Annotated in this window: 15 protein-coding genes; 5 read left to right on the top strand and 10 right to left on the bottom strand. The window is 48.5% G+C overall.

Features of this window, described 5'->3' with window-relative positions; genetic code table 11:
* Positions 1 to 127 precede the first annotated feature (127 nt).
* Positions 128 to 694, bottom strand: a complete 567-nt coding sequence (locus VIM87_RS03920) for a dihydrofolate reductase family protein (protein ID WP_331995709.1) — start codon at positions 692 to 694, stop codon at positions 128 to 130.
* Between the two features lie 183 nt (positions 695 to 877).
* On the opposite strand from VIM87_RS03920, the gene VIM87_RS03915 reads away from it, so the two are divergent.
* On the top strand, positions 878 to 1,774 hold the full coding sequence (locus VIM87_RS03915) for an SDR family oxidoreductase (RefSeq protein ID WP_331995708.1): 897 nt from the start codon (positions 878 to 880) through the stop codon (positions 1,772 to 1,774).
* 203 nt (positions 1,775 to 1,977) lie between these two features.
* The gene (locus VIM87_RS03910; protein ID WP_331995707.1) at positions 1,978 to 5,142 is read left to right on the top strand and encodes a TonB-dependent receptor; all 3,165 of its coding nucleotides are present in this window, start codon (positions 1,978 to 1,980) and stop codon (positions 5,140 to 5,142) included.
* Between the two features lie 73 nt (positions 5,143 to 5,215).
* On the opposite strand, the gene VIM87_RS03905 is transcribed toward VIM87_RS03910, so the two are convergent.
* The 5 genes from VIM87_RS03905 to VIM87_RS03885 form a co-directional block, all read right to left on the bottom strand.
* Positions 5,216 to 6,817 (bottom strand): PepSY-associated TM helix domain-containing protein, encoded by a 1,602-nt coding sequence (locus VIM87_RS03905; RefSeq protein WP_331995706.1) that lies wholly within the window; start codon positions 6,815 to 6,817, stop codon positions 5,216 to 5,218.
* Between the two features lie 5 nt (positions 6,818 to 6,822).
* Positions 6,823 to 9,255 carry a TonB-dependent receptor gene (locus VIM87_RS03900; RefSeq protein ID WP_331995705.1) on the bottom strand — a complete coding sequence of 811 codons (2,433 nt, stop codon included), beginning with the start codon at positions 9,253 to 9,255 and terminating at the stop codon, positions 6,823 to 6,825.
* Positions 9,256 to 9,405: 150 nt separating this feature from the next.
* Positions 9,406 to 10,170 (bottom strand): SDR family NAD(P)-dependent oxidoreductase, encoded by a 765-nt coding sequence (locus VIM87_RS03895; protein ID WP_331995704.1) that lies wholly within the window; start codon positions 10,168 to 10,170, stop codon positions 9,406 to 9,408.
* A gap of 73 nt (positions 10,171 to 10,243) precedes the next feature.
* On the bottom strand, positions 10,244 to 11,125 hold the full coding sequence (locus VIM87_RS03890) for a type II CAAX endopeptidase family protein (RefSeq protein WP_331995703.1): 882 nt from the start codon (positions 11,123 to 11,125) through the stop codon (positions 10,244 to 10,246).
* A 154-nt stretch (positions 11,126 to 11,279) separates the two neighbouring features.
* On the bottom strand, positions 11,280 to 11,684 hold the full coding sequence (locus VIM87_RS03885; RefSeq protein WP_331995702.1) for a nucleoside deaminase: 405 nt from the start codon (positions 11,682 to 11,684) through the stop codon (positions 11,280 to 11,282).
* 157 nt (positions 11,685 to 11,841) lie between these two features.
* Here VIM87_RS03885 and VIM87_RS03880 point away from each other — a divergent pair, with 157 nt between their 5' ends.
* Positions 11,842 to 13,092: a putative DNA modification/repair radical SAM protein gene (locus tag VIM87_RS03880; protein ID WP_331995701.1), complete on the top strand. Its 1,251-nt coding sequence runs from the start codon at positions 11,842 to 11,844 to the stop codon at positions 13,090 to 13,092.
* Between the two features lie 2 nt (positions 13,093 to 13,094).
* Positions 13,095 to 13,862, top strand: a complete 768-nt coding sequence (locus VIM87_RS03875; RefSeq protein ID WP_331995700.1) for a TIGR03915 family putative DNA repair protein — start codon at positions 13,095 to 13,097, stop codon at positions 13,860 to 13,862.
* 1 nt (position 13,863) lies between these two features.
* On the opposite strand, the gene VIM87_RS03870 is transcribed toward VIM87_RS03875, so the two are convergent.
* Positions 13,864 to 14,625, bottom strand: a complete 762-nt coding sequence (locus VIM87_RS03870; protein ID WP_217604554.1) for a hypothetical protein — start codon at positions 14,623 to 14,625, stop codon at positions 13,864 to 13,866.
* A gap of 212 nt (positions 14,626 to 14,837) precedes the next feature.
* Between VIM87_RS03870 and VIM87_RS03865 the strand changes: the two genes are divergently transcribed.
* Positions 14,838 to 16,181, top strand: a complete 1,344-nt coding sequence (locus VIM87_RS03865) for a DUF3863 domain-containing protein (RefSeq protein ID WP_331995699.1) — start codon at positions 14,838 to 14,840, stop codon at positions 16,179 to 16,181.
* Between the two features lie 223 nt (positions 16,182 to 16,404).
* Here the strand turns inward: VIM87_RS03865 and VIM87_RS03860 are convergent, their stop codons facing one another.
* The 3 genes from VIM87_RS03860 to VIM87_RS03850 are packed head-to-tail and all read right to left on the bottom strand — an operon-like array spanning position 16,405 to position 22,792.
* Entirely contained in the window at positions 16,405 to 17,811 is a 1,407-nt protein-coding gene (locus tag VIM87_RS03860) for an alpha-L-fucosidase (RefSeq protein ID WP_331995698.1), read from the bottom strand.
* Positions 17,812 to 17,829: 18 nt separating this feature from the next.
* Positions 17,830 to 19,455: a RagB/SusD family nutrient uptake outer membrane protein gene (locus VIM87_RS03855; protein WP_331995697.1), complete on the bottom strand. Its 1,626-nt coding sequence runs from the start codon at positions 19,453 to 19,455 to the stop codon at positions 17,830 to 17,832.
* A gap of 4 nt (positions 19,456 to 19,459) precedes the next feature.
* Positions 19,460 to 22,792, bottom strand: a complete 3,333-nt coding sequence (locus VIM87_RS03850) for a TonB-dependent receptor (protein ID WP_331995696.1) — start codon at positions 22,790 to 22,792, stop codon at positions 19,460 to 19,462.
* Positions 22,793 to 22,824 lie beyond the last annotated feature (32 nt).

Below are 22,824 nucleotides of genomic sequence, written 5' to 3'. Positions count from 1 at the left end.
AATCATGATACCGCTGCATATACACCTGCAATTGTTCCGGGGAAGGCTGCGCTTCTTTGGTTAAAATATCCAGGCGCATTATTACAAGAAACTCTTCCATATGGTTTGGGTTTTATTAGTTAATATACTATTTAGCCGGTTGATAGCAAAGCAGCACGATACCGCTTTTAAATACTTTTGTGTCCTTTAATTGCAGGTTCAGCTGCTGCTGCTGCAGGCCATTGAAAATGGGAGTACCACTGCCCAGCGCCAGGGGGTCCAGCATAAACTGGTATTCATCGATTAAGCTCTCTGCTGCCAGCGGTGCTACAATGCTGCCACTGCCCAGTATGGTCATAGGACCGCCGGGCTGTTGTTTCAACCGTTTCACCGCGGCCACCAGGTCGTCTTTTATTAGGGTGGTATTGTTCCAGTCTGCGCTTTTCAGTGTTTTCGAAAAAACGATCTTTTCGGACCTGTTCATCCCCTCTGCTACGCCCGGGTTTTGCTGCAGGGCGGCCGGCGTAGGCCAGTAGCCAGCCATCATTTCATAGGTTACCCGCCCGAAAAGCAGCGCAGATCTGGATTGTGCACCTTTCTTGGCATATTCACTTTCCTCTTCGCCTGTTATCTGCTTATGCCAGCTGATATCACCGCCGGGGCCTTTATAGTAGCCGTTAAGGGTGATAAAGTTGAATACGGTTAGCTTTCTCATTGTGTTTGTTTTTGATGTTATGTGGGTATAACAAATGAGAAAAGGGAAATAGGACAGGGTGTGGAAAAATTTTGTAGAGCAGCCTGTAGCATAGCCCCCACTCTCCCTCTATACCCCGCCACTGGCATGATAATAGCCCCCGCTTCTATAGAAAAACATTCATCATCATAAAATCATTCAATCATGGCAACGAAAACAGTTGAAAGGCCCGGGGTACAAGACCCTAAGCAACAATACCCTCAATCAATTCCTCCACAGGAGCAAACCATGCCCGGCACTGAACAGGAAATGGATCCCAAACCGGATCACGGTGAAACCACTTATAAAGGAAGCGGCCGCCTGGAAGGGCGTAAAGCGCTTATTACCGGGGCCGATTCCGGTATTGGTAAAGCGGTTGCAATAGCCTTTGCACGGGAAGGCGCCGATGTGCTGATCTCTTATCTGAAAGAAGATGAAGATGCCCGCGAAACCGCTAAATGGGTGGAAGATGTAGGCCGCAAAGCCGTATTAGTACCTGGCGACATCAGCGAGGAAGAACACTGCAAACAGCTGATTGAAAAAGCCGTGCAGGAGCTGGGCGGTATAGATATACTGGTGAATAATGCCGCTTACCAGATGGAGTATAAATCCTTGCAGGAAATACCCAGCGAAGATTGGGATTACACATTTAAAACAAATATCTATGCCATGTTTTATTTGTGTAAAGCAGCAGAGCCGTATTTAAAACCCGGCAGCGCTGTTATTAACACTACTTCCGTTAATGCCTACACGCCACGGCCTACCTTGGTACCTTACACCGCCACCAAAGCAGCTATTCAAAACTTCACTTCTACCCTGGCGCAGCTATGGGGCGAAAAAGGCATCCGTGTAAATTGTGTAGCACCCGGCCCTATCTGGACACCCTTAATTCCCGGTAGTTTCCCGGCAGATCATGTAAAAGAATTTGGTAAGAACACCCCGCTGGGCAGAGCCGGCCAACCGGCAGAGGTTGCCCCCGCATTTGTGCTGCTGGCCAGCCAGGAAGGCAGCTACATGTCAGGCGCAACCGTACAGGTAACGGGTGGTATGCCTACCATTTAACAGCCATATCAATTATATCAGCAGTTCATAACCTGCCGTCCTCAACAGGAACCGGCAGGTTATTTGTTTTTATATCCATACAAAACATTGTAACTTATCCGCGTATACTCATTACAGTAGCATCAGCGCAGGGAAATGTGAACTTTACGTTATGATTCATTGCATCATTGCAAGCCTATATTCACTCTTTTATTTTCGCGCCCATGAAACCTATATTAGCGACCTTCTTCCTGCTGTTATTTGGCAGCATTGTGCACCACGCATTTGCACAAACCACGCAAGCCTCGTTTACCGGAACCATTACCGATGACGCCAAACAGGCTATTCCCGGTGCTTCCATCCTGATACGGAATGAATCTACCGGCTTCAGCACCCGCACCGTTACCAATGCCAAAGGAGAGTTTATTCTGAAAGAGCTGCCACTGGGCGGTCCGTACACCATCACCGTTACCTCCATGGGTTACGGTGAGCAAAAGCGTACCGGCTATACGCTGAACCAGGGCGACCTGGTGCGCATTAATATTGACCTGAAAAGCTCCACGGTAAATATTGATGAAGTAACGGTAACGGCTGGTGGCTTAAAGAACAAAACAGAGAACTTTGGTGCAGCTACCACGGTTACCGCTAAAGACATTAACCGCCTGCCGGTGAACGGCCGCAATTTTACATCGCTCATTGACCTCTCACCTTTAAGCAGCGGCAGCAACCTGGCAGGGCAGTTAGGCTCCTCTACCAACATTACTATTGATGGCACTACCGCCAAGAACCCCACCTCCAGCAGCGGCACCAACAGCCGTATCGGCGGCCCTTACGCCCTTTCCATGGAAGCCATCCGCGAGTTCAAGGTAGTAACCAACCAATATGATGTTACCTATGGCCGCAGCGGTGGCGGCACCATCAGCACCGTTACCAAAGCAGGTACCAATACTTTTTCCGGCAGCGCATTTATCTTCGGAAGAACGGATTGGTTATCCAGCCCCTATGATACCCGCGGCAATAAACGCCAGAACGATTTCTCTACCTACCAATACGGCTTCTCATTAGGAGGCCCCATCATTAAAGACAAAGCGCACTTCTTTGTAGCATGGGATCACCAGAAAGATGCGCGCCCCTTGCAGCTGGCAGATCTTAAAACACCCGCCGATGAAAAGCGGCTCAACGTTACACAATCTTCCCTGGACCGCTACCTGGATATTGCCCGCAGCAGCTACGGCGTATCTGCCGCACCACAGTTCGGATCCTTTGATAAGAAGAGAGGCACTGATGCCATTTTTGCGCGTATTGACTGGCAGCTGAATGAAAAGAACCTGCTTACTATCCGCGATAACTATGTGAACGACCGTGCACCTTTAGGCCGGGATGATAATACCGCCATTAACCTGTATGAAGTATATGCCAATGCAAAGGCCGTGAACAACAGCATCCTGGCTACCCTGCGCACGGTATTAAATCCGCGTTTAACCAACGAGCTGAAAGTGCAGCACCTGTACACTTTTGAAGAAAGCTCGCCCGGCAGCCAGCTGCCCAAACAAAATATACCCCGCGCCATTGTACAACGGGTAGGCTCACTCATTGGCAGTGATTCTGTATACACCGATATACAGCTGGGCGGACAACGTTACTCACCGGAACATTTTTATAATCACGTAGTACAGCTGGTGGATAACGTATACTTCAGCACCAACAAAGCTAACTATACATTTGGCGCAGACATACAGTACAGCCATATGAACTCATTATACGGCAGTGAAATGAACGGCCGTTTTTATTTCACCGGCCTCAATGCCTTTGAGAATCAAACGCCTTACCGTTATGCACGGGAAGTAGCCCTGGCAGATGATCCGGCCGTGAACCAGAACATTATTAATGCCGCGCTGTATGCACAGGTCCAGACAAACCTGTTCAAAGGTTTTGAAATGATAGCCGGCCTGCGCGCAGACTACACCACGTACCTGAACCATCCCAACTTTAACCAAACAGTATATAATGAGCTGGGCCTGCGTACCGATAACTCACTGAAAACATTCCAGCTGCAGCCGCGCATCCAGTTCAACTGGGATATTAATGAACAGCACAGGGACTACCTGCGTTTTGGCGCAGCCATCTTTGGCTCCGACATCAACAACTATGCAATGATCAACAACATGTTGTTTGATGGCACCAAAGTATTAACCATTGATGTGCAGGGCGCCGCTGTGCCCCGGCCCGATTTTGTAGAGTACCGCAAAAATCCGGCAGCAGCACCGGGCAAGGAAATGTTTGACCAGCTGAACCTGCCCCGCCAGGGCACCATTAACATGAATGGTAAAGATGCACGTATACCCGTAGTATACAAGGCCAACATTTCCTACAACCACTTTTTTACTGACCGCTTTAAAATGGGTCTTACCTTCTTTACCACCATTGCACGGAATAACTACATGTATGTAGACCGTAACATGGTTGACCAGCCTTACTTCCGCCTGGCCAATGAAGCCAACCGCGGTGTATATGTGCCTGCTGCCAGCATTACAGCCAGCAATGGCGCTACCGACTGGATGCAGGGCCGTAAAAGCACCAATGTAGGCCGTGTGCTGGAGCTTAACAGCGCCGGTAAGGTGAACCAGTTCGCCTTTGTGGTAGATGGTACCTTCCGTTATTTCAGGGATGGTGAAGTAAGCGCCAGCTACACCTGGAACGATACCAAGGACAACACCTCCTATAACGGCGATGTGGCCAATACCGCTACTCTGTCGCTGATGGTAAAGGATGATCCGCGTGACCTGAGCAAAATGACCTATTCCGATGTGCAGTTCCGCAATAAGATAGTGGTGTACGGCACCCTGCCCAGCTTCTGGGGTGTGAATGTGGGCATACGCTATTCCGGTATAGGCGGTACACGTTATTCCCTGGCTGTAGGCGGTAATGTAAACGGCGATTTTGTGAACTCCAATGACCTGGCTTATGTGTTTGACAGGAATGATCCTAACGTGGCGGAAAAGATCCGCACCGGCATCAACACCATCCTGAATAACCCGCTGGCAAACGAGCGTTTTAAAGAATACCTCAGCAAAAGCAGCGGTAAAATAGCGGAACGCAATGGCGGGGTAAATGGTTTTTACGGTGTATGGGACCTGAGAATAGCCAAGAAGTTCAAGCTGTATAAATCACAAAGCCTGGAAGTATCCGGCGATTTCTTTAACGTAGCCAACATGCTGAACAGGGACTGGGGCGTGTCCAAGCTGCTGGGTAAGCAGAACATTTACTCCCTGGGCGGTTTTGATAAAGCTACCTCCACTTATAAATACAATGTGAATGTGAACTCCGGCGTTATTTCGCCGGGCGGTAATCCCTGGCAGATCCAGCTGGGCATCCGTTACGGATTTTAAGCGATCTTATTTAACATATACTCAAAAGAGGCTGTTTATAATACCCGCATAACACCACGCGGTGTTATGCGGGTTAAAAGATCTTTATACCGGTATTCATCAGCAGCATATACACGCTGGCAAACACGATCAAAAAACCCAGCGATAAAGAAAAGTAACGCAGCACGCCCCTGCTGCCCTTTTTAAACGGAGCCAGAAAAAGCAGGTTAAATATTATACTAAGCAAGGCTACTGCAAAATTCGCCACCACCAGCGTGCAGCAAAACGCAATGGTAAATACAGCCGGCTGCACTATAATACCCGATACCGCACCATACAACGCACCCATTACCGCGCCTGTTAATACAAACCATAACGCATATACACACCCCTTTTTGACATTCAGCCGGAATACGCTGCCAACAGATGGTTTTATAACCGGGGCTGCCGCCACTGTATGGATCTTTTGCCGGTACACCAGCGTAATAGTTTCATCATCATCCGCTGCAGCGTCCATTGCTTCAACCGGCGCTGCCACAACAGCTTTAGCCGGCTTTTTATGCCGCTGTTTTTTCCAGCGCGGGTACCAGATAATAAACCCGGTAACAAATAATACCGCCGGCATTAGCCCGGCCAGTAAGGCCAGCAGCTGGGTAGGTAACCCGCCAAAAGTGCCAAAGTGCAGGGGCACCAGCCAGCTTAAATAAGCATTGGCCACATTCGGAAAATCAGTACGGCTGTTCAGTAATATCTTACCGGAGTATTGGTCCAGTATCAGCATTTCCCTTTTGCCGCTGTGCAAGCTGCCTTTGCTCACCAGGTCCAAACGGAAATTACCGGTGCTGTCTGCCGGTAAGGCAATACCGCCCACCCTGCAGCCGGGCATAGCTTGTTTGCTGATAGCCATTACTTTTGACAAAGGCAGGGTAGTAGCGCCTTTCACATACACCGATCTGGCGCCCAGCACCTGCGCCGCTCCCTGCGGGGATCTGCCGCTTAATACAAATAACAAAGGGATTACCAGCACAGAGAACGTGATACAAAAACCGGTTAATGACAGCAAAGAAACTACCGGTGCAGAATAAAACCCGGTTACATTATGCCAGTCATAATTTTGCCGTTTAAAGCTGCCTTTAAAATTTACGGTCAGCACACTTTTTAGCTGCTTCCATTTTGCAGGTATCCATAAACGCAGCCCGCTGATGGTAAGTATCAGCAGCACCAGGGACGATAATCCTACTATATACCGTCCGGCGGCAGGTATCAGCAGGGTACGGTGGATTTCTGTAACGGTATGTATAAAACCGCTTTCATAAGACCGCTGCCCATTGAATGCACCGGTATAGGGATCAAAAAAATATTGCTGCTCTTTTACATAGTCATAGATCATATAGGGGGCAAGCGCCGGCCCTTCTTCCGGTCCATACAGGTAACTGGTGTGAATGGCCGGGTAACGTTGCTTAATAAGCGCCATTATTTCATCCGGCTCCATTTTATGCATGCCGCTGCTTACTTTAAAGAGCGCCGGGTTCAGCGCACGGTCTATCTCTTGCTGGAACACCAGTATGCTGCCGGTAATGCCGGTAATAGCTACTATAAGCCCGGCAATAATACCCAGGTACACATGCCATTTGCCGAACCATCGTTGCTGATGTTGCGCCCAGCGCAATTTAGATTGCTGCTTTTGCCCCTTCATAAAGATCAGAATTTAAAGGTGCCGCTGGCAGAAAAACGCCGGGGCATTTGCGGCTCAATGGTTGACCAGCCTTTGTAATATTCTTTATTCGTCAGATTATCCAGCTTAAGGGAAATATTGAATTTTTTGGTATCGTAAAATAATGCCGCATTCAATACCGTATAGGAAGGCAGGGTGAAAACACCGGTCACTTCCCGGTTCAGCACCATATTCTCACCGGCATAGTTGCCGCCAAATCCTGCTCCAAAGCCCTGCAGGTGACCATCCGGGCATTTATAGCTGATCCAGGCATTGGCAATATGTTTGGGACCAGCGCCTTCCGGGCGGCGGTTCAGATAATCTTTGGCATCTGTTGCAGTCACCTTGCTGTTGTTATAGCTGTAACCAGCCACAATATTCAACCCGTTAACAGGGCTGGCCACAATATCGGCATCTATACCGCGGCTGTATTGTTTACCGCCCTGTGTATAAAAGCCTACCCGGGCAGGGTCCTGCATAATAGTATTGGAAACCTTTATATCATAATAGCTCACGGTCGCAGTCAGTATATCCGCCACCAGGTTGGTTTTAACACCCACTTCCCATTGGTTGGCATGCTCCGGCTTAAAGGTTTTAATTGTATTATCATTTTGCCGGCGGGGTGCGCTGTTGGTAAACCCGTTCATATAGTTGGCAAAAAGGGATACGATGTTCTGCACCGGCTGGTATACCAGGCCAAATTTCGGCGATAAGGTGGTTTGATTGTATTTAGCATCTTCCGTAATACTAAGGCCGCCTGTTTTAAAATGGTCTACCCGCAGGCTGGCCATAGCAGAAAGCTGGGGCAAAAAGTTAATTACATCGGAAATATAACCGCTGACCACTTCCTGTGAAAGATTGCTGTTGGTTACAGCAGCGCCCTGCAACAGGGAATCTGTATGCTGCCTGGATAAAACACCTGAATCAAAACCGGTCATGTTCACCACCCCGTTCAGCACATAACCGGCGCCGTTATCAGTAGCATCCTGTTTCAGGTAATCCACACCGATCACTACGCGGTTGCGCAGGCTGCCCAGCTTAAAGTCGCCAATAAAATTCTGCTGTATATCCGTAGCCGTAGTAGTATAATTCTGGTCGCTCACATAACGTCCAAAGGTGCTGGATACATTGGGATAGTCCGGCAGGGAGCTGGAGATCTCATACAGGTAAGAGTAGTAGCCCTGTGATTTGGCGCTGCTCCTGGACAAGATGGTTTGCGAGGTCCATTGGTTTGATAATTTATACTGCATTTGCGCCTGTAAGGTAGTGGTAGGCGTTTTAACGGAAAGGTTGTTACTGGTAAAAGAGTTCTTGTTATTGTATCCCAGCTCTGCCAGGTTTTTAGCTTTCAGCGGCGAGGCACGGTCAAAGAAAAGCATGGTCGGGTTCGTGCCTTCTGCGCTCAGAAATTCTGCATTCAGCAAAAAGGTAAGCTTGTCTGAAGCCTTGTAAGTAAGGGAGGGCGCCAGAAAACGGGTTTTCTTAAAGCCGGCGTCCTGGAAGCTGTTCTCATCATGGTAAGCGCCTACTACGCGCAGCAATACTGTCTGATCTTTATCCAGCGGAGTATTAATATCAGCCGTAAAACGGTTCAGGCCATAGGTGCCGGAAACAAAGCTTACGGTGCCGCCAAAATGATCGTAGGGCCTTTTGGTAACCGTATTAATAAGGCCGCCGTAAGAAACCAGCGTGCTGCCGAACAGGGTGCCGGAAGGGCCTTTGATCACTTCGATCCTTTCCACATTCGCTACATCCAGCCCGCTGTTAGTTAAGCCGGCCAGGCCGTTCACCAGCGTGGGCTGCACTGCAAATCCGCGCAGGGTGTAATAACCGGCGCCATCACCGCCACGGCCGGTAGACGACCATAGCTTGCTGAGGCCCGGCGCATTCTTCAACGCATCGTCATAGCTGGTAATTACCTGTTCTTTGATCATTTCCGAACCTACTACGGCATAGACCTGCGGGTTCTCAATATTTTTAAGTGGCAGCTTAGCTACATATTCACTGTTAGTTGGGGTAAACCGGCTATAGGCCCCCGTTACCACCACTTCTGAAAGGCTTTTTGACGATACCTTCAGCTGCAGCTGCACGCTGATAACCTCGTTCTGTTTTACCGTTACTGTTTCGGAAACCGTTTCATAACCTATCAGTGATACTTCTACGGTATAAGTGCCGGGGGGTACATTTCGTAATACAAAAGTGCCGTCGTCATTGGTACGGGCTGCTTTTTTGCTGCCCTTCAGCAATACGGATACTGCTGCTGCAGGCTGATGATCGGAGGTGGTAACGGTTCCTTTGATAGTGCCCCCGTTCTCATTTTCATTATCATTTGCAAAAGCGCCCGCAAAGCCCAAGCTGCACAAAACAAGTATTAATACTGTCCTTTGTAAAAATGCCCAATAGTTAAAAACTTTCGCCATACCCCAAATTTTGTTTGAAATGATGGCGCAAGATGGTGCAGGGGGCTTTTTCTTTGGTGTCCGATCCGGAAAATTATTTACGCGAAAGGGAAAAAAAGCAAAACAAGTGTGCCACACCTTTGAGGTGTGGCACACATAAAAAAGGTGGGTTTACAGGAACATACCGCCGGAGGCTTCCAGGCGCTGGGCAGTTACCCAGTGGGCGTCATCGCTGCACAGGAAGGCTACCACGCTGCCAATATCTTCCGGTAAGCCAACCCTGCCCAATGCAGTTTGTGAAGCAATGGCAGCATTCACCTGTGCATTGTCGCGCACAGCGCCGCCGGCAAAATCCGTTTCAATAGCGCCCGGTGCAATGATGTTAGCGCGTATACCCCTTGCGCCCAGCTCCTTGGCCAGGTAACGGGTAAGCACTTCAATACCGCCTTTCATGGCTGCATAGGCTGAATACCCCGGTGTGGAAAAACGGGCCAGGCCGCTGGATACATTTACAATGGCCCCGCCATCTGCTATAATGGGCAATGCTTTCTGTGTAAGAAAGAATACGCCTTTAAAGTGTATGTTCAGCAGCTCATCAAACTGCGCTTCAGTAGTATCTGCAAAGGACTGGTGAATGCCGGTACCTGCGTTGTTCACCAGGTAATGGAATTGGTCTGCATTAAAAGTGCTTTTCAGAATGCCTTTAAGATCGTTGAAAAACTTATCAAAGCTTTTTACATCGCCGGTGTTCAGCTGCAGGGCAGCAGCTTTTACCCCCAGTTGTTCAATGGCTTTTACCACTTCCTGTGCAGCGCCCTGCTGGCTGTTATAGGTAATAATTACATGATGGCCTTTTTGTGCCAGGCTCAGGGCCATATCCTTACCTAAGCCGCGGCTGCCGCCGGTTACCAGCGCTATTTTATTTGTCTGTGTCATATAATGAACGTTTGTTTTTAATAATTTGACAAGACAAAATTAGAGCCAGCCGCGCTTATAAAATGGTGTTATCTTAAGTATTTTCCGGCTCCGGCAGCTCTTTACGTTTACGCCAGAAGATATATGCAGCAATCACGGTGGCAATGGGCAGGCCTATTCCAAATTCATCTATATAAAAGTTGGTGTTGCCGGTATCTGTGGTGAGCGGTGTAAAAATAACCTGTATAAAAAGATTATGGCTGGCATGCAAAATGGCGCCGGTCCACAAGCTGCCGGACTTTAACCGCATCCAGGTAAAAATAAAACAGGAAGATACTACCATCACCGTAAAACATAACAGGGCTAACCATTTGGGGCCACCGGAATTGTAATCGGAAAATAACAGTAAGGGGTAATGGTATAAAGCCCATATCAACCCCATCCATAGCGAGGTACCGGTATAGGAATTGATCTTTGCCAGCTGCGGGGTAAGAAAGCCACGCCAGCCAATTTCTTCACCCAGGGCAGAGCTTAAAGAACGGGCCATGCCAAAGGTGCCTGCCAGTAGTGTAAACAAAACGATCGTTACACCGTCCGGCAGGGTAAAGCCAAAGCCCTGTTCTATCTTAGCCACCAATTCATGGTCGTAAAAACCGCCTTTACCACTGATCCAGATCACCAGGTAGGTAACCAATGCATATAAAATAGGGATCGCATAAGACCATAGCTGGTATTTGGTTTGGCCCCATTTCCAGCCCAGGGAGGCAATGGGAATACCTCTTAGCCGGCAGGTGAGCAGGCCTGCCAGCCCGGGGCACCACATCACCATTAATGCATATCCCGCAGGAGGGTATCCCCCGCTAAGGCTGCCTTTACGGGCGCACAAAATATAAATCGGCAGACAAAAAAGGGTGGTAAGCACCAGGTACGTAGCAATATTTTTACGGATAGCTGCTTTGTCGGCTGCAGTTTTCATAAGCGGTTTTGGTTGATGGTTTAGATTCAGGTTATAGGTATACTTACTAAAATAATAAGAAATATGTTGCCGCAGTAGTTTATTTCCCTGAAAACAGCAGCTGTAAACAGGAAAGCCACTATAAAAAGTTAGCAGGGCTATAGGGTTAAGCGGATCACGGCGCAGGATACACCACTACTTCCGGCGGCGGCCCCCAGGCCGCAATATCATCAGCCGTTAGCACATTAAACCGCGCCGTACCGCCCAGCTGACCGCAGGTATTGGTAAACACTACCCGGCTTATCCGGTGGTGGCGGATCACATAGGCGCATAACGCACAGGGCTCTACGTTGCTGTACAGGGTAGCGCCGGCACAGCTGCCATGCCGCTGCAGGGCATCCAGCACCGCCAGCACTTCGGCATGCCGGGTTATATCTTTCAGCTGCCTGCTTTTTTCATAAGCTTCGCCCAATATTATACCATCCTTCACAATAATGCTGCCCACCGGGCTTTCGCCTTCCGCAGCAGCCCTTGCAGCCAGCTCCAGGCAGCGCTGCATAAAGGGTGTGTGTACATCCATATCCGTATTCATTTCCGGATCCAAAGCTATTATTTCTGTGGCAGAGTGTTGAAAAAATGAGTAGCAAAACGATAAATAAAATACTAATTTTTTTAGCATTTATCCTATATTTGAAGAAGGATGTTTGAGAGTGCCATCCTCCTTAAACCAGCGTACCATGAGCGAGCGGATCAGTGAGAAGCTAACCATATTATCAGATGCGGCCAAGTATGATGTGAGCTGCGCCAGCAGCGGCAGCGACCGCAAGAATGAGAACAAAGGGCTGGGCAATGCCTCGAACGGCATCTGCCATGCCTACACAGAGGACGGGCGATGTGTAAGCCTCCTGAAAATACTGCTTACCAATTACTGTATCTATGACTGCGCCTATTGTATCAGCCGTAAAAGCAATGATATTAAACGCGCCGCTTTTACCGTGCAGGAAGTGGTAGACCTTACCATGAACTTTTACCGCCGTAATTATATTGAAGGGCTGTTCCTGAGCTCCGGCATTTTCAAGAACGCGGATTATACCATGGAGCGCCTGGTGCTGGTAGCTAAAAAGCTGCGCACAGAGCATAAGTTCAATGGTTACATTCACCTGAAAACCATTCCCGGCGCCAGTGATGAGCTGATGCAGGAAGCCGCCCTGTATGCCGACCGGCTGAGCGTGAACGTGGAAATGCCTACCAAAGAAAGCCTGCGGCTGTTAGCACCGGATAAGAACCGTAACGACATGCTGAAACCCATGCGTTACATTGACAAAGCGCTTACACAGAACCAGGAAGAAAAAAAGCTTTTCAAAAAGGCCCCTACCCTGGCGCCTGCCGGGCAAAGCACGCAAATGGTCATTGGCGCCACGCCGGAAACAGATCTGCAGATCCTGTACATGTCGCATTTTTTTTATCAGAAGATCCATTTAAAACGCGTGTACTATTCCGGTTATGTACCGGTAAGTAACGATAACCGGTTGCCTGCCATAGGCACGCCGGTGCCCTTTATCCGCGAAAACCGTTTGTACCAGGCCGACTGGCTCATGCGGTTCTACCACTTTAGGGTAGATGAAATTGTATCCCCGCAGGAACCGCTGCTGGATGCACAGATAGACCCCAAGCTCAGCTGGGCTTTGCGCAATTTGCAGTTATTCCCGGTTGACATTAATACGGCCGATTATATGCTTATTATGCGCATCCCCGGCATCGGCATCCAATCAGCCCGCAAGATCTGCGAAGCCCGCAAGTTCAGCCGCCTGGGCATGCATCATCTGCAAAAAATAGGCATTGCCGTGAACCGCGCTAAATACTTTATTATTACCAGCGATGCGCCTGTGCTGAAAGATTACCAGCCCATGCAGATCAAAGAATTTATTTTAAATGAGGGCAGCAGCAAATACCAGCCGAATTTTTCACCGCAGCTGAAATTGTTTTAGCTATGCAAACCGTTTTATACGATAGCAGCTTTGAAGGCTTTTTTACCGCGGTATTCGAGATCTACGAGTACAAAATAAAAGATCCGGACATTCAGCAGCAGGGCGCAGCCCCTGTGAGCCTGTTTGGCGGGCAGCATACCGTGCATACGGATACTGCCAAAGCCATGCGCGTTGTTAAAAAGCTGGAAGAAAAATTATCTGCAGATGCGTTTGCAAACATTTACCGCGTGCTGCTGTCAGAACAGCCGGGCATGGAGAATGTGCTGTTCCGCTACATCCGATACGCCCTGCAGTCCGGGCAATCCATTGAAACAGATTACAGCCACCCCGACGTATTGTGGATCCAGCAGGTGGTGCGTAAAATGGGCCGGGAAAAACACCGTATGGAAGCCTTTATCCGTTTTCTGAAAACAAAAGATGGGCTGTTCTACGCCACCGTGGAACCGGATTTCAATGTGCTGCCCCTGATCCGTAAACATTTCGAAGACCGCTATGCCGATCAGCGCTGGCTTATTTACGATACCCGGCGTAAGTATGGATTGTATTACGATCTGCACAGCGTAACAGAAGTAACCATTGATTTTGCAGCTACCTTAAATGACAAGGCCTCCCTGCGCACCTTGCATGATGAGCAGGAAGACCTTTACCAATCTTTATGGAGAACTTATTTTGGCAGCACCAACATACAGGCCCGCAGGAATATGAAATTGCATATTCAGCATATGCCGCGCCGGTACTGGAAGTATTTAACGGAAAAGCTGCCGGAATAACCTATTCCTTCACATTCACAAAATAACGGCCCACAAAACGGTACTTCAGCTTTTTATTTTTCACTGTACCATCTTCCGCCACATCGGGGAAAGTAAGCGTACCTGTTTCATCATCATACTCGATCAGGTCCACCGGTTTGCCGCGTTTTTTTGCCACGGTATTAATATCGTAGGTAAAACCCAGCTCAGGGCTCAGCTGCTTATCTGTTTTAATAATGGACAGGGTATCGTTCAAGCCATTGCGGTCGGTAGCAAAAATGCGGATGCCCTGGTAAGTATCATGTTCAGAGTAGGTGGCGTTGCTGATGCCGATGTAATAATTTTTACCGCCTGCTTTTTTCGGATATACCTCAGAATACCAGTAACCCGGTGCACCGGCAACATCCTCTTTTAACACTGCCGTTACCTTATTGCCGATCTTGTATTGATAAATATTACCAAAACGCGCAGTACCGCCGCCGGAAGGCCAGGAGTATATGCGGAACGTTTTATCCTCAGAGCTCGCAATCTTTAATCCTTCCCGTTCCAGCGCCTTAAAATCGTAGGTTAAGGAAGCAGGATCGGTGGAAGTAACGGCCAGCAGGCTTTCCCGGAAATAACGGTTGGCTTCCTGCAGGGAATCCTTGTTGCTGGCATCTTTAAAACTCACCCAATGATTTAACGATTTAAATGCATCCACCAGCCTTTTTTCAGCGGCAGTGATGTTTTGAGAAAAGGCGGCATTGCAATAGAACAGTGCCAGGCCGGCGAGTAGCTTTTTCATAGAATGGATAAATTAGTATGTGTTGATATAAAGATAAAAAAATTATTTATCATGTATAATCTTCTTATTTTTATATCAGGATCAGTCACTTACGCCCTCTTTTCCACAGCATTTTTTAAAGGACTCTTTTTATCAGCCGGCTTTTCTTTTTTAATAATTTACCCCCCTGCACCGGTCCTACCTGTCTATTTGAATATAAACCCAATTAGAATATGAGCTTTAAGACGATACTGCCATTGGCGTTCCTGCTGTTTTTATTTTCAGGTGCGGAAGCACAGGGTAATAAGGCACTAACCCTGATGGGTAACCGCTTCCTTACCTTTAATACCGTTATCCGGGTTAACCAGATAGAGGTTTCGAGGAACCGTAATGTTGGTGAAGATGAACGCGCGCTGCATACACCCGCAAGGGTGATAGCATTCAGGAACGCATTGGCCGAAGGCTTTCCGGGCGGAAAAATGACCTGGTCATTCAGCTGGCTTGCCCTGAACGATACCACCGCAAATTACCGGGAGATCAGGAAGCTGGTGGTGGCCTACCATTATAAATATGGCGATGATGTTACTTTTATACCCGGCGCTTATTTTGCCAATGCTTATAATACCACAGAGCAGGTGAACAGGGATGTACATGATGCCTTGCAAATTATTGGGAAGATGGTGGGTAACGGTTACCGTCCCCTGAGTATTGTTGCAGGATTTATGTCGGCAAAAAATCAACAATACCTTGCGGAAACAGAGGGCATCCACGTGTGCCAGGGAAATATATGGAGCCAGTTCAGTATTGATAACCAGGATGGCGATGGAGCGGTAGTATATCCTTTTTATCCTTCAAAAGAACATTTCTGCAAACCTGCGCAAAACAGGAACGATTTTATTGACTGTGTAAATTTAGATGGCTGGTCGGTTGATTTTCTTGCGGCCAGAAGGGAAGGTTTTAAGGAGGGATTTAACAGCCGTATGGGCGTTGGCCCCATTGAAACCATTGGCAAATATGGCAACGAAACAGGATTAAAGGAAATGATGCACACAACAGCTATTCATTTTGATGATGGCTTTGCACTCAACGGCTTTGGCTGGGTTACCAATTGCTGGGAGCTGAGCCTGCCTTATGATCCCGCTACCCTGAAAAACTGGCTAATGGCCATCAGGGAACGCTGGCCGGATACTAAATTAATTACCCAGGGCGAATTTGGATTGCTATGGCGCAAACATTATAAAAGCAATGATTTCAATTACCGGTTTGTTGAGCGGGGCTCTGGTATTGGCGGTTCTGATGCGGATAAGGAGATCAGATGGTTTATGAATAAAGACTTTCGCCTGGCATTACTAAAGGACTGGAAGAATAATACGCCTGAAAAAGTAATAGACTTTACCCGCTACGATCTTCCTGCTGCCGAACCCAAAGAAATGACCCGGAAATGGAGCCTGTTAGGCGCCATTAACCAAAAGCAGTCGCGCCCGCAGGATAAACCGGTTCCGCTTGATTCACTTTCAGCAAAAGAACGGGCTATCATTGCTGCCCGGTACAAATACCTGTTAAACAGGGCTGACTAAAAAGAATGTAAAATTTTAAACCGACGAAGGAGGTTCATAGAGACCATTTAAAAGACTTTATGAACGAGATAAATCATAAATGTAAAAGTAAAATACCGGGAACATAAGTCCATACTTGGAATCGTGGCATTCTACTTTTACATTTTAAATTTTACATTTATGATTTTACATTCTTTTTAGTCAGCCGCTGCAAAAGGTTAACGGTAACGGATGTATGCTTGCGCTATTTTCTTTCGTTATACACGCCCAGTTCTGCAATGGCCGGCGGTTCGCTGTACGTGTCTATTAAAATGCGTATGCGGTTGCCCCATACCCGGTTAAAGCGGTGCACATTTACACGGCCTTTGCTTTCACTGCTTAACAGGGGCAGCCACTCCCCGTTCAGGTTATATTCCAGGCGGTACTTTTTAATGCGGGGTTTGTCTTCCACAATCGTGATCATGTTAAAACCCTGCTCCTTATTCAGATCCACTTCCAGCCAGGGCGCCTTTACGCTGGGGTTCGACTGCCAGGTGCTCCTGAAATTATCGTCATTCGCAAAATCCATAATGTTCATATCATTACTCCAGCTGCCGGCTGTAGCCTGTTTCTTAGCCAGGTTAGTGGATATAATGGGAGCTTCCACCGCGGGCAGCGGGCTTACGGCCCCTTCATTTTTCCAGCTTTGCCCAATGGTTTTTAAAGCAGCCAGCGCATTATCATCTATTAAACCTTCGCGGTTAGGCGCTACATTTAAAATAAAGTTGCACCAGGCTTTATTATACGGTACAATATCGTCGGCTATCAGCTTGGCCGGGTCTTTTACAGGCTGCGAAGGGAAATACGGTTTCCAGAACCAGGCATCATTAATGGGCAGGCAGGCCAGCGCCGGCAAGCGGTTAGTGGCAGTGGAAATATGCTGCCCTGCACCCTGCTCATAAGATTTAATATCCGTATAGAACAATCCTTCAGCAGGATACTTCGCGGCGTTTAAATCCATCACCAGGCAATTAGGCTGTATGGATTTAATGAGGTTGTAAATTTCCTCAAACGGCACATCATCATATGAAATGCGCGACCAGGGAGCATCCCAGCCGTCAATGATCAGCGCTGTGATCTCGCCGTACTGTGTCAGCAGCTCCCGCAGCTGCGCCTTTATCATTTGAATATGCTGTTTGGTAATGCAGCCCGGCCGCAGCTTATGATGCGTATCCAGTATGGAGTAATACAACATTACCTTTAACCCTTTGGCGCGGAAAGCATCTGTATATTCCTTTACCACATCCCTTTTCAGAGGGCTGTTCATCACATTATAATCCGTGGTTTTGGTATTCCAGATACAGAACCCGCTGTGGTGTTTGGTGGTAAGGCAGCCATAGCTCATATTGGCCGATCTTGCCGCCTGCGCCCACTGCTCACAATTCAGCTTAGTAGGGTTAAAGATCGCCGGCAATGCATCCGGGTCGGCCCAGTCATCCTGCATAAAAGTGGGAATATTAAAATGGATGAACATGCCAAAACGCAGGTCCACAAATGACTGCTGCAAAGCATGCAGGTCTTTTCCTTTGGGCGCGGCTGTTTGCGCATGAACAATACTGCCCAGCAGCAGCAACAATCCTGTGCCCAGGCTGATGATGAATTGCTTTTTCACTTATCTTGATTTAATTGGTTACTTCCATTCCGGCTGCTGTTGCAGGTTACGGGCCTGGTCCAGGATACTTTGCGGTATAGGCCACACGTAAAACTTATCTGAATTAAAATATCTTTCTTCCAGCTTTGTTTTAGGATACTTATTGGTTTTGCCGTTGCTGGCGTCTATGGCCGTAAGCCCTTGTGAGGCATCCAGCGTATAAATGGGCCCTTTTAATACCTGCTGTCCTATACGCCAGCGCAGTATATCAAAGTAGCGGTGCCCTTCACCGGCCAGCTCTATGCGCCGCTCATGGCGTATGAATGTGCGCATGGTTTCCTGGTTTATCGTCCAGCCGTTAAGCGCAAAGGTGGCGGCTACCGTGGGCATATGCGCACGGGCCCTTATCTGATCTATGGCGCTGATCACGGCTGCACCGGGTCCGGTGGCCTCATTGGCAGCTTCTGCATAAGTGAGCAGCACTTCTGCATAACGCAGTATTTTCCAGTCGTTGCCCCCATTATCACGCGCTTCAGATTCTGTTTTATCAAACATCTTCTTAAAGGCATAACCGGTATAGGTGGCTTTATCGCCGCCTATTTTATCCAGGGTATTGTTAAACGGATCATATACTTTGTTATTGGGCAATGTGCTGCCGGGATAATAGATGGTAGCGTTCAAGCGCGGATCGCGGTTATTGTAAGGTGCATGTACATCATACGCGGGGTCTTTGGTGTAAGGGTAATAACCCGCAGCGCTTTCATAATCATCCACCAAAGCAGGCAAAGGGTTCAGGTATAACGTGCCTGTACATACGGAGTTTACGCCCAGTATATCCCGCAGGCCATTGGCTTTAATTTCCTTTACGTGAATAAAGCTCATAATATCCTCCGGGGAATAATCCCCTTCCTGCTGGAACAGGTTGTAATAATCGGAATACAGGCTATACACGTTCAGGTCCATTACCGCTTTGGCGGCGGCAGCAGCGTTCACATAATCACCGTTGTACAGTAATACCCGCGCCTTCAATGCCAGGGCAGCGCCTTTTGTAAACCGGCCTTTATCATCGCCGCTATAGGCAGCAGGCAGGTCAGGCGCAGCTTCATCCAGCCACTTTAATACCTGTGCTATTACAGCTGCCTTTTTATCCTGCGGTACATCAGATTCTTTTATATCAGTAAACACTTTCATTACCAGCGGTACATCGCGGTACAAAGTGGCCATCATAAAATAACGGTAGGCCAGCGCTACTTTCACTTCGCCTACCAGGCGTTTTTTCAGGGTTTCGTCCAGGTCCGGCACCTTATCTATATTCTGAAAGAATTCAAAGCAGTGGCGCACCTGGCCATATTGCCATTCATCACCCAGGTTACCGGTGGTTACTACAAAAGTGCTGTTGCCTATCAGCTGCGCATTACGCAGCGTATTACCCCAGGAAGCGGTTTTGGAAAAAGCGTTGTCGCTCATGCCTTCATAGCACACAAAAAAATCAGCTGTAGGCATAAACTCATATACCCGGGAGGCAAACTTTATGGCATCCTGCGGGGTCGTCCAGTAGGTTTCATCCGAATACTGGTCCAGCGGCGAGCGGTCCAGGAAGTCCTTGGTGCAGGCGCTGAGCAGGGTAAAAAATAATATAGCCGTATAAGTGAGTATCTTTTTCATGTTATCAGAATTTCAGGTTAAGGCCCAGCGTATAGGTTTTCATTTGCGGAAAGTTCACGCCGCTTTGCCAGTTGTCAATTTCAGGGTCAAAGCTTTTGGGAAAGTTCTTTGACTTAATGGTGAACACATTTTCCAGCATCACATACAACCTTAGCTGGTTTATTTTCAACCGTTGCAGTAAGTTCTGTGGCAGCGTATACCCCAGCTGCAGGTTCTTGAGGCGCATGTATTTTGAATCAAATAACCACCAGTCGGAAAAGTCGTAGTTCACACTCAGGTCCTGCCGCATTAAGGGATAGCGCGCAGCGCGGTTATCCGGCGTCCAGGAATCCATGAGGTCCTGCGTAAAGCTGCCGCCGTAATTGAATGGGCTTACTGCATAACCGGTGAGGTAGGTTTTATTTTTCAGCACGCCCTGGAACAGCAGGCTCAGGTCAAACTGCTTCCAGCTGGCATTGGCGGCAATCCCAAACATGCGGTGCGGGTCTGCATCGCCTAATATTACCCGGTCGTCCGGGGTTATCTTACCATCGCCGTTCTGGTCCTGGTATTTAATATCACCGGGCTTGTTCTGCGGTTTGTAGCTGGGAGAATTTTTTACATCATCCTCCGACTGGTATAAACCAATGGCCTTATACCCGTACCAGGTCCAGCGCGACTGGCCTACCATTACCGGGTTCACATCCAGTATGTCCGGTGTGCCGCCCAGGTCCAGGATCTTGTTGCGGGCGTCATAGAAATTTACCAGCACCCCATATTTCAATGCATGATCGCGATTCTGGTAACCGATGCTGATCTCATAACCCCGGTTGCTCATGCGCCCCAGGTTCATAATAGGCGCGTCACGGCCAAAGGTGGAGGGTACGCTGGGTGTTAGTAAAATGCCTGCGGTCCTTTCCCTGAACACATCGGCCGTGAACGTAATTTTTTCATCCAGGAAACCGGCATCCACACCAATATTGCCCGTAGTTTTTTCTTCCCAGGTAAGGTTGGCGTTGGCCGTGTTGTTATAGTAGGTAGTGGTTTGCGCTTTATCATTAAAATAAATAGCGCCGGTGCCAATAATGTTGGCCCAGGGATACAGGCCGGTGGCGTTCTGGTTGCCTACCTTACCATAAGAGCCGCGCAGCTTCAGGTTGCTGATGGTACGGGAGCTTTTCAGAAAATCTTCTTCCGACAAACGCCAGCCCACAGAAAAGGAGGGAAAGAAACCCCAGCGGTTGTTTTTAAAACGGGAAGAGCCATCATAACGCGCGCTGGCTTCAAATAAGTAACGGTCGTTATAGCTGTAGTTCAAACGTCCGAAATAAGATTGAATAGCCCATTCATTGGCGGAGCCGCTGGTTTGCCAGAAATCTTTATCTGCGCTGCCCCCGTTAATGGTATGAATGCTGTTGTTCAAAAAATCGCTTCTGCCTGCGCCCAGGCTTTCATACGAATAGCTTTCCCGGCTAAAACCCGCCAGGGCCTTAATATCATGGCGGTTTATGTTTAACCCGTAATTCATGGTAGCAATAAAGGTTTGGTTCACCTCCGTGCTCTGGTTATCCGTTAAGGAGTTGGGCGACTGGTCCGTTAACACCAGGTTCTCATTATCATCATACAGGCGGTAAGTAGCCCGGAACACTTTGTGTTTAATATCGCGGGTGCTGTATGCATACTGCCCTTTCAGCGATAGGCCTTTAGTGATGCCATATTCCAGGCTCATATTAGTGTTAAGGTAATTATCCTTGTAATGTTCAAACCCGCCATCGTTAATAATAGCCACCGGCTGGGAGCCGCCGCGGTAATGCCGGTTGCGGCCTTCCGGTGTGTAGGGCCATTCCGTGGGGTTCAGGATGTAAGCCCAGTGCATAGCCGTGGTATAAATACCTGCGCCTGCAAAACTCTTGGGCGCATTCATGTACACGGTGTTAATGCCAAACTTCAGGTTATCTGTTATTTGTGTGTTGATGTTGATGCGGGAGCTGTAACGCTGGTTCAGCACGCCCTGCACCAAACCTTCCTGCCGCAGGTAACCCAGGGATACCAGGTAATCGGTATTCTTACTGCCGCCGGATACGCTGATGTTGTGCTGCGTTTGCAGGGCGTTTTCCTTGAAGATGGCTTTGATCCAGTCGGTGCTGGGCTTTTCGCCGCTGGCATATTTCGCAATGTCGGCATCTGAAAAACGAACCGTGGTGCCTGGGTTATCATTCAGCTGCGATTCATTCCACTTTTTCATAAAGTCCACGGCATTTACCAGCTTGGGTAAATAGGTGGGCTGCTGTGTACCAACATATGCATCATAAGAAAGTACGGGTTTGGTATTTTGCCGCCCTCTTTTAGTAGTGACCAGCAATACGCCGCCCGATGCGCGTGCCCCGTAAATTGCGGTGGCAGAGGCATCCTTTAATACGCTGATGTTATCAATATCCTGCGGGTTCAGGGTTTCCAGCTGCCCGGCTACCCCATCCACCAACACCAGCACCGGGTTATTGGAAAGGGTGCTGATGCCGCGTATATTCAGCTTGGTGCTGCCGCTGCCGGGCATAGCGTCTGTTTGCTGTACAAACAAACCAGGCACCTGTCCCTGCAAAGCATTCACCACATTGGGTACCGGGCGTTCTGCAAGGGTACTGCCTTTAATGGTGGCCACGGCGCTGGTTAAGCTGGTCTTTTTCTGGGAACCATAACCTACCACAATTACTTCGCCCAGCTTTTTGGTGTCTTCCGCCAGCACAATGCCTAATTCCGTTTGTGTGCCGGAGGCTACTTCCTGTGTTATAAAACCAATGAATGATACTACCAGCACCGCATCATCCGGTACGTTCTTCAGCTCAAACTCGCCATGATCATTGGTTACAATGGCCTGGTTGCTGCCTTTAACCTGGATGGATACGCCGGGCAGCGGATCGCCTTTTTCACTTACCACCCGCCCTTTCAGCGGTTTGGTTACGGCGGCTGTTGTTGCGCGGGTCGTAAGCGGCGGCGTGTTTATTTTATCTGCCTCATGGCGTATGATCACTTTATCATCTGCCACAAAATACTCCAGCGCAAAAGGGTCCAGTATTTTTTTGAGGATTACGCTTACCTTCTGGTTGCGGGCGTTAATACTAACCCTGCTGCTCAATACCTCTTTGCTGACCGCATAGCTGAATGAGATGTTGGCCGCAGCGCCGATACGGTCCAGCGCCTGGTATAAGGCGCTTTGCTCCATCCTTAACGTGATCTTTTTCTCCAGTAATTGTGCGGCCGGTCTTTTGGCCATGAGTGAGAGTGTGGTACTGCATAAGATAACAAGGATGCACAGCGAGCTTTTGGTAAGCAGCCTGGTTACCGGTGTACATTTTTTCATACATTTACGTCGATTATGGTTGAGTAAAAGCC

It is taken from the genome of Chitinophaga sp. (assembly GCF_036569125.1).
In the GTDB taxonomy this organism is placed as follows: domain Bacteria; phylum Bacteroidota; class Bacteroidia; order Chitinophagales; family Chitinophagaceae; genus Chitinophaga.
Note: the sequence above shows the minus strand (reverse complement) of the source record. Positions and strands in the feature narration are given on the sequence as shown.